A 6,138-nucleotide genomic window follows, 5' to 3' on the forward strand; every position below is an offset into this window, starting at 1 on the left:
ATACTTCCGAAACCGAAACCGATGAAAACGGAATTACCTGGACTTTACTTACAGGTTCCGATGTTTACACAGAGCAGACTTTTGAGATCGGTTTTGCAGAAACAGAGGACGGACAGGTATTTATATTGAACACTGCGGGTGCGGTATATGAGGGACAGTATCTCACCGCTGATGAAACGATAGTGTACATGGGAACTGCTGTTGCTATGTTAAGCTAAATCAAATAATTTTTCCTCCCTAGACACAAAGCCGACTGCTGCATAAATAGTCGGCTTTGTTTATGTTTTTATAGAAAGGAATTTTAAATGAAAGTAAAAAAGATATTATCAATGCTCTGTGCTGTATCTGTACTTTCTTTATGCGGCTGTTCAGATGATCTGTATGAGGAAGATAATATTGCAGAGGAAGCTTCATCCGATTCTGCACAAACAACGGAGATAAAATCAGACGAGAAGGACAAAACAGGAATAACGGACATTGGCGTTTCGGTATCACTTGACCAAAACGGCAGGCTCAATATTCAAAGAAATACAGCAGCGTCTGTGCCTATGGGTGAAAACGGCACCTGGACTATTTTCGTTTACCTTTGCGGAACAGACCTTGAAAGCGACGGAGGATTTGCTACATACGATATACAGGAAATGCTTGACGCTTCTACAAGCAGCAATGTCAGGTTTGTAATTCAGACAGGAGGAACTGCTCTCTGGCAGAACGAGGTCATAAGCTCGGACGGGATATGCAGATATGAGATCTCGGACGGTGAGATGTATATGCTTGACGAACAGCCCTCCGCTTCAATGGGTTCTGCCGATACACTTTCGGATTTTCTGAAATGGGGTGTAAATAACTGCCCTGCCGCAAAAATGGGGCTTATCTTCTGGAATCACGGCGGCGGAAGTATTTCGGGAGTATGCTTTGACGAACTGTCCGAGGACGACAGCCTTTCCCTTGTAGAAATCGATTCCGCACTTTCATCGGTGTCTGCGGAAATGACGGATAAATTTGAATTTATCGGATTTGACGCCTGCCTTATGGGTACTGTTGAAACGGCAAATATCCTTGCAACCTATTCAAGATATATGTACGGCTCTGAGGAAACAGAACCCGGGTACGGCTGGGACTACACCGCCATAGGGGATTTTCTCAGTAATGATCCGACTGCTGACGGTGCAGAGCTTGGAAAGGTCGTATGCGACAGCTTTTATGAAGGCTGTGCGGAGATAGATTCGGAATCCGGTGCTACACTTTCTGTTATTGACCTTTCCAAAATTGATGATGTTATTATAAGCTTTAACGATTATGCCAAAAACCTCTATGAAGCTTCCGAGGATAATTCAGTTCTTTCAGCTTTTGTCAGAGAAATCAAGAAAGCCGATAATTACGGCGGAAACAATAAGTCGGAGGGCTACACCAATATGGTGGATCTGTCGGGTATCGTCGAAGCGGGTGCAGAATATTCCGAGGGTGCTGACAAGGTATTATCCGCTATTGACAAAGCTGTCATCTACAAGCGAAATGGTTCGGATCATTCCGATGCCTGCGGACTTTCAGCATATTATCCTTTGGAGCTTCAGGGTTCTTCCGAGCTGAAAATTTTCGGAGATGTGGCAGTAAGTCCCTATTATCTCTCATTTGTTGACAGAACCGTTTACGGAAGCACGAACAGCGGAAACACGGAGAATTATGACAATTCATCTGTTCTTGACCTTTGGCTCAGCACCGATGAAACCGATGATTACTCCGATTACTGGGACAATTACGGCGAATGTGAAGCAACGGGTGACAGTCCGTTTATAGTATTCTATGACGAACCGCAGCTTCTTGAGGACGGTACATTCGGCTTCTCTCTTACCGATGAATCTCTTGAATATACCGCAAGCGTGCAGGCGTGCGTTTATATGCTTTCGGAGGATATGGAGGACATTATTGAGCTTGGACTTAGCGTTGATATTATCCCCGATTGGGAAAACGGTATTTTTACGGATAATTTCGATGGTTACTGGTTCTCTCTTCCCGACGGTCAGATACTTGCGGTATATGTTGTTGAAGAGTGCGACGGATATGACGTTTACACCTCTCCCGTTCTCATAAACGGCGAAGAAACCAACCTGAGAATTACTCATGATTACACAAACGGTACGGTTTCCATTGACGGAATATGGGACGGTATTGACGAAAACGGCATGGCGGCAAGAAATGTTTATGAGCTCAAAAGCGGTGATGTAATTACTCCCATTTACTATGCATATGCCGTGGATAGTGATGATGAATATTACTATTACGGTGATGAATATGTTGTTGAAGGCGAGCCGGAAATATTCTTTGATATGCTTTATGACGGCGAGTATCTTTACGGATTTTCTATTGACGATATATTCGGTGATTATCTCATAACCGATTTTGTGAACTTCACTGTTGACGGCGGGGATATTTATTACAGCGAAATATCATAACCTTATACTAATTTCCTATCATAAAGTTGACAAAAAATCCGTGCAAAAGCTTGCGTATATGGGTTTTGTGCGGATTTTTTGTCTATACTTTGATTAGAAATTAGTATTAGTGCAGGGGAATATTGTGTTCCCCTGCTTTTTTCACCCAAAAAGGTGATGACATTTTTCAAAAGTTGTGATATAATGTAGAAAACGGGTAATTTATGAGGTGAACATCATTGAACGAATATATAAAACCCGTCGAAGCCTTCAAAAAGCTGGAAGCAGCCAAGCTATTAAAGCAGAATGTCTATATTTACGGAGCAACGGGCTATGGCAAAACCGAGCTTGTCAAGCAGTATTTCAAAAAGGATAAATATATATACATTCCATGCAGACAAAACAGCTGTGACCTGTCCGTTATCCCCGATGAATGCGGACGAGCCGTTACAGTCGTGATAGACAACGTAAACGCTATTGACAGCGATGAGCTGCGCAGCGAGATAAAGGAACTCTGCAGGAAAAAAAAGCTCTGGGTGATAATACTTGGACGAAGCATGATGCCAAGCTGGCTGTATGACACTGTTGTCACCTGCCACATGCTTATTATTCCCGAAGAAGACCTTGCATTGAACGAGGAAGGTATCGACAAATATATGCGTTCCGAAGGAATAATTCTATCCGAGGAGGAGCTGCGTTTTCAGCGCAAATGCTGCGAGGGAAATCCATTCGGAGTAAAATATACTGCCCAGCAGCTTCTGGCGGGAAATCGGATAGGCAATGAGCTTTTTGAGCAGAACAGTATCATGTTCCAGAGTTATCTGGAAAAGGATATTATCTCAGAGCTGAGTTCGGAGATAGTTGATTTTCTGCTAAAAATAAGCATCGTTGACAGCTTTTCCGAGGCACTTGCTTCCATAATAACAGGTAATTCAGCTGTATACAGTCTTATTGAGCGCACAATGGACTCAGGTAATTTTTTAGAAAAAAAGAACGATGTATATACTCTGCGTTATCAGATGAAAAGTGCCCTGCGCAGAAAAGCAGTCAAGGAAATATCGACGAATGACCTTCATAATTACGCAGTTCTTGCAGGCGGATATTATGAGAGCTGCGGTGAGGATAATAAGGCACTTGAGCTGTATGCAAAATATAACGATCCCGACCGTATCCGTGAGCTTTTGATACGTAATTCAAGGAAAAGTCCCGAATCGGGTTATTTCATTGAAATGAGAAAATATTATCTTATGCTGTCTGATAAGGACATCAAAAACAATGCTTATTTGATGTCTGCTATGTCTATGCTATATTCCATGATGCTGGATTTTGATAAGAGTGAGTATTGGTACAACGAACTGAAAGCATATAAGAACAGAACAACAGGCTCAAAACAGCGTGAAGCCATCTGCCTTATAGCATATCTTGATGTTGGTCTGTCGAGCAGAGGAAGCGTTAATATTTTGCAGATTATCAAGGACTGCTATACTCTGCTTACGGAAAAATCACTTTCCGTTCCCGAATTTTCGGTCACAAGCAATCTTCCGTCTTTGATGAACGGCGGTAAGGATTTTTGCGATTGGAGCAAGCACGACAGAGAGATAGCAGCAACAGCGGGAAATATTGTCTGCGCTTTTCTCGGAAAATACGGTAAGGGATTAGCCAATGCAGCACTTGCGGAAAGCTTTTACGAAAAGGGCGGCGATCCATACGAGATAATCTCCCTTATCTCAAAGGCTAAGCTTGAAGCGGAGGCAGGAGGAAAAACCGAACTTATTTTTGCTGCCAATGCAACGCTTATCAGGCAGTATATAAGTCACGGCGAAATTGATAATGCAAGGGAACTGCTCAGATCCTTTGAAAAGACTGCACAAAGCGAAAACCTGCACAGACTTTATCCCAATATTGAGGCTATGAGGTGCCGAATGGCATTATACAGCGGAGATATGGACGCTGTGGGACAATGGATGAAGACAGCTCCCGATGAAAGCGTAATGTTTATTGCTCTGGAACGTTATCGGTATCTTACAAAAATACGCTGTTATATAGCTTATGAAAATTACGACAGAGCATATGCTCTTATAGAAACCCTGCGGTATTATGCCCAGCGTTGTGACAGAAAATATATAAATATGGAGCTTGATATTCTGACATCTGTTATTTTATTCAGAAAAGGTGATGAATGGGAAAGCAGATTCATCAAGGCTCTTGAAAAAATATGTGAATACAGATTTATCCCCATTATTTCAGAGGAGGGCGCTGCTGTATATGAGATGCTGAGTCAATGCTCTGACAGCTGCAGCCGAAATAAAAAGATAAACCGTGAATGGTTTGAACGGGTAGTCAGCGAAACGGGCAGAATATCAAGATGCTATCCAATGTATCTGAAAGCAACGGCAAAGGACTTTTCAAAGCTGCAGCCTATGGATATAAGGATACTGACCTGCCTTGCGGATGGTTTATCAATACAGGAAACTGCTGTGCGGCTTAATATGAATTATGAAACCCTGCGTTCGAGGATAAAAGAGGTTTATCGCAAGCTTAATGCAAAAAACAAGACCGAAGCGGTCATGACTGCCCGAGGTATGAAGCTTATCTGAATGGTAATATGGTATTTTCCGTTTTCGCATAAGCGGATAACGGTAATATATAAAATCAAATGGAGGTTTTTATTATGCAGTAAGAAGTAAAAAACGCACCGCTTCCTGTGCTTATCTGTAAGCTGGAAGCAGGAGAATCCGTGGAATGTCAGAAGGGCGCTATGTCCTGGATGACAGCATCAATGAAAATGGAAACTAACCTTGGCAGCGGAGGAGCAGGTCTGCTCGGAGCTCTTGGAAAAATGGCAAAGAGCGCTGTAACAGGTGAGTCTATTTTCCGCAACAAGTACAGTGCACAGGGCGCTGCAGGTGAGATAGCTTTTGCAAGCAGCTTTCCCGGCGATGTACTCTGCTTTGATACAACATCAAAGGCTATTGTTGCACAGAAATCAGCATATCTTGCAAATACCATAGGCGTAAATATGGATATTTTCTTCCAGAAGAAGATGGGAGCAGGTCTTTTCGGCGGTGAAGGCTTCATCATGCAGAAGTTTTCGGGTAACGGAACGGTTTTCCTTGAAATAAACGGCAGCTATGTTGAATATGACCTTGCTGCAGGTGAGTCCATGCTTATTGACACAGGCTATCTTGCAGCAATGGAGGAGACCTGCTCAATGGACATTGAAACGGTAAAGGGAATCGGAAATGCACTTCTCGGCGGCGAGGGACTTTTCAACACAAAGGTTACCGGACCGGGTAAGATCTGGCTCCAGACAATGCCTGCAAACATTCTTGCAAGCGCTGTTCAGCCCTACATAGTTACAAACAACGGATAATGACTGCATAGTTCACAAGGTTATCTATAATTTTTTCAAAGAGCGCAGATATTGCGGCATACAGTTTTTTCACCGGGAGAAAACTGTATGCCGCATTATTTTCATACTATTATTTATCTAAAATCCCCTTAAAATGCAAGGTGTACATCATACCACAACGGTAAGATGTACGCCTTGCTAATTTTTATATTGTTTAAGTTTCCCCAAAAAGCAAGTATCAAATCCAAAGGAACAACGTAGGTAAGGGAAAAACGAGCAGAATTTTTTTAAAAAATGGAAAAAAATAGTACAATAAAAGCTCCAATATGGTATAATGTTAATAACCACAAAAAC

The 6,138-nt window shown here is 42.4% G+C and carries 3 protein-coding genes and 1 pseudogene; all 4 read left to right on the forward strand.

What is annotated here, in order from left to right; genetic code table 11:
* The coding region (locus tag ACR0QN_RS13840; protein ID WP_432651811.1) for a hypothetical protein at positions 1 to 218 on the forward strand (218 nt) is incomplete at its 5' end.
* An 87-nt stretch (positions 219 to 305) separates the two neighbouring features.
* Positions 306 to 2,453: a clostripain-related cysteine peptidase gene (locus tag ACR0QN_RS13845; RefSeq protein WP_432651812.1), complete on the forward strand. Its 2,148-nt coding sequence runs from the start codon at positions 306 to 308 to the stop codon at positions 2,451 to 2,453.
* Between the two features lie 218 nt (positions 2,454 to 2,671).
* Entirely contained in the window at positions 2,672 to 5,029 is a 2,358-nt protein-coding gene (locus ACR0QN_RS13850) for a LuxR C-terminal-related transcriptional regulator (protein WP_432651813.1), read from the forward strand.
* A 98-nt stretch (positions 5,030 to 5,127) separates the two neighbouring features.
* A pseudogene (locus tag ACR0QN_RS13855) lies at positions 5,128 to 5,805 on the forward strand (TIGR00266 family protein); the annotation flags it as partial.
* Positions 5,806 to 6,138 lie beyond the last annotated feature (333 nt).

The organism is Huintestinicola sp. (genome assembly GCF_050874005.1).
In the GTDB taxonomy this organism is placed as follows: Bacteria; Bacillota; Clostridia; order Oscillospirales; family Ruminococcaceae; genus Huintestinicola.

What these genes read in the sequence shown, in the direction of transcription:
- ACR0QN_RS13845 (WP_432651812.1), top strand. Translation starts at nt 306, where the DNA reads ATGAAAGTAAAAAAGATATTATCAATGCTCTGTGCTGTATCTGTACTT.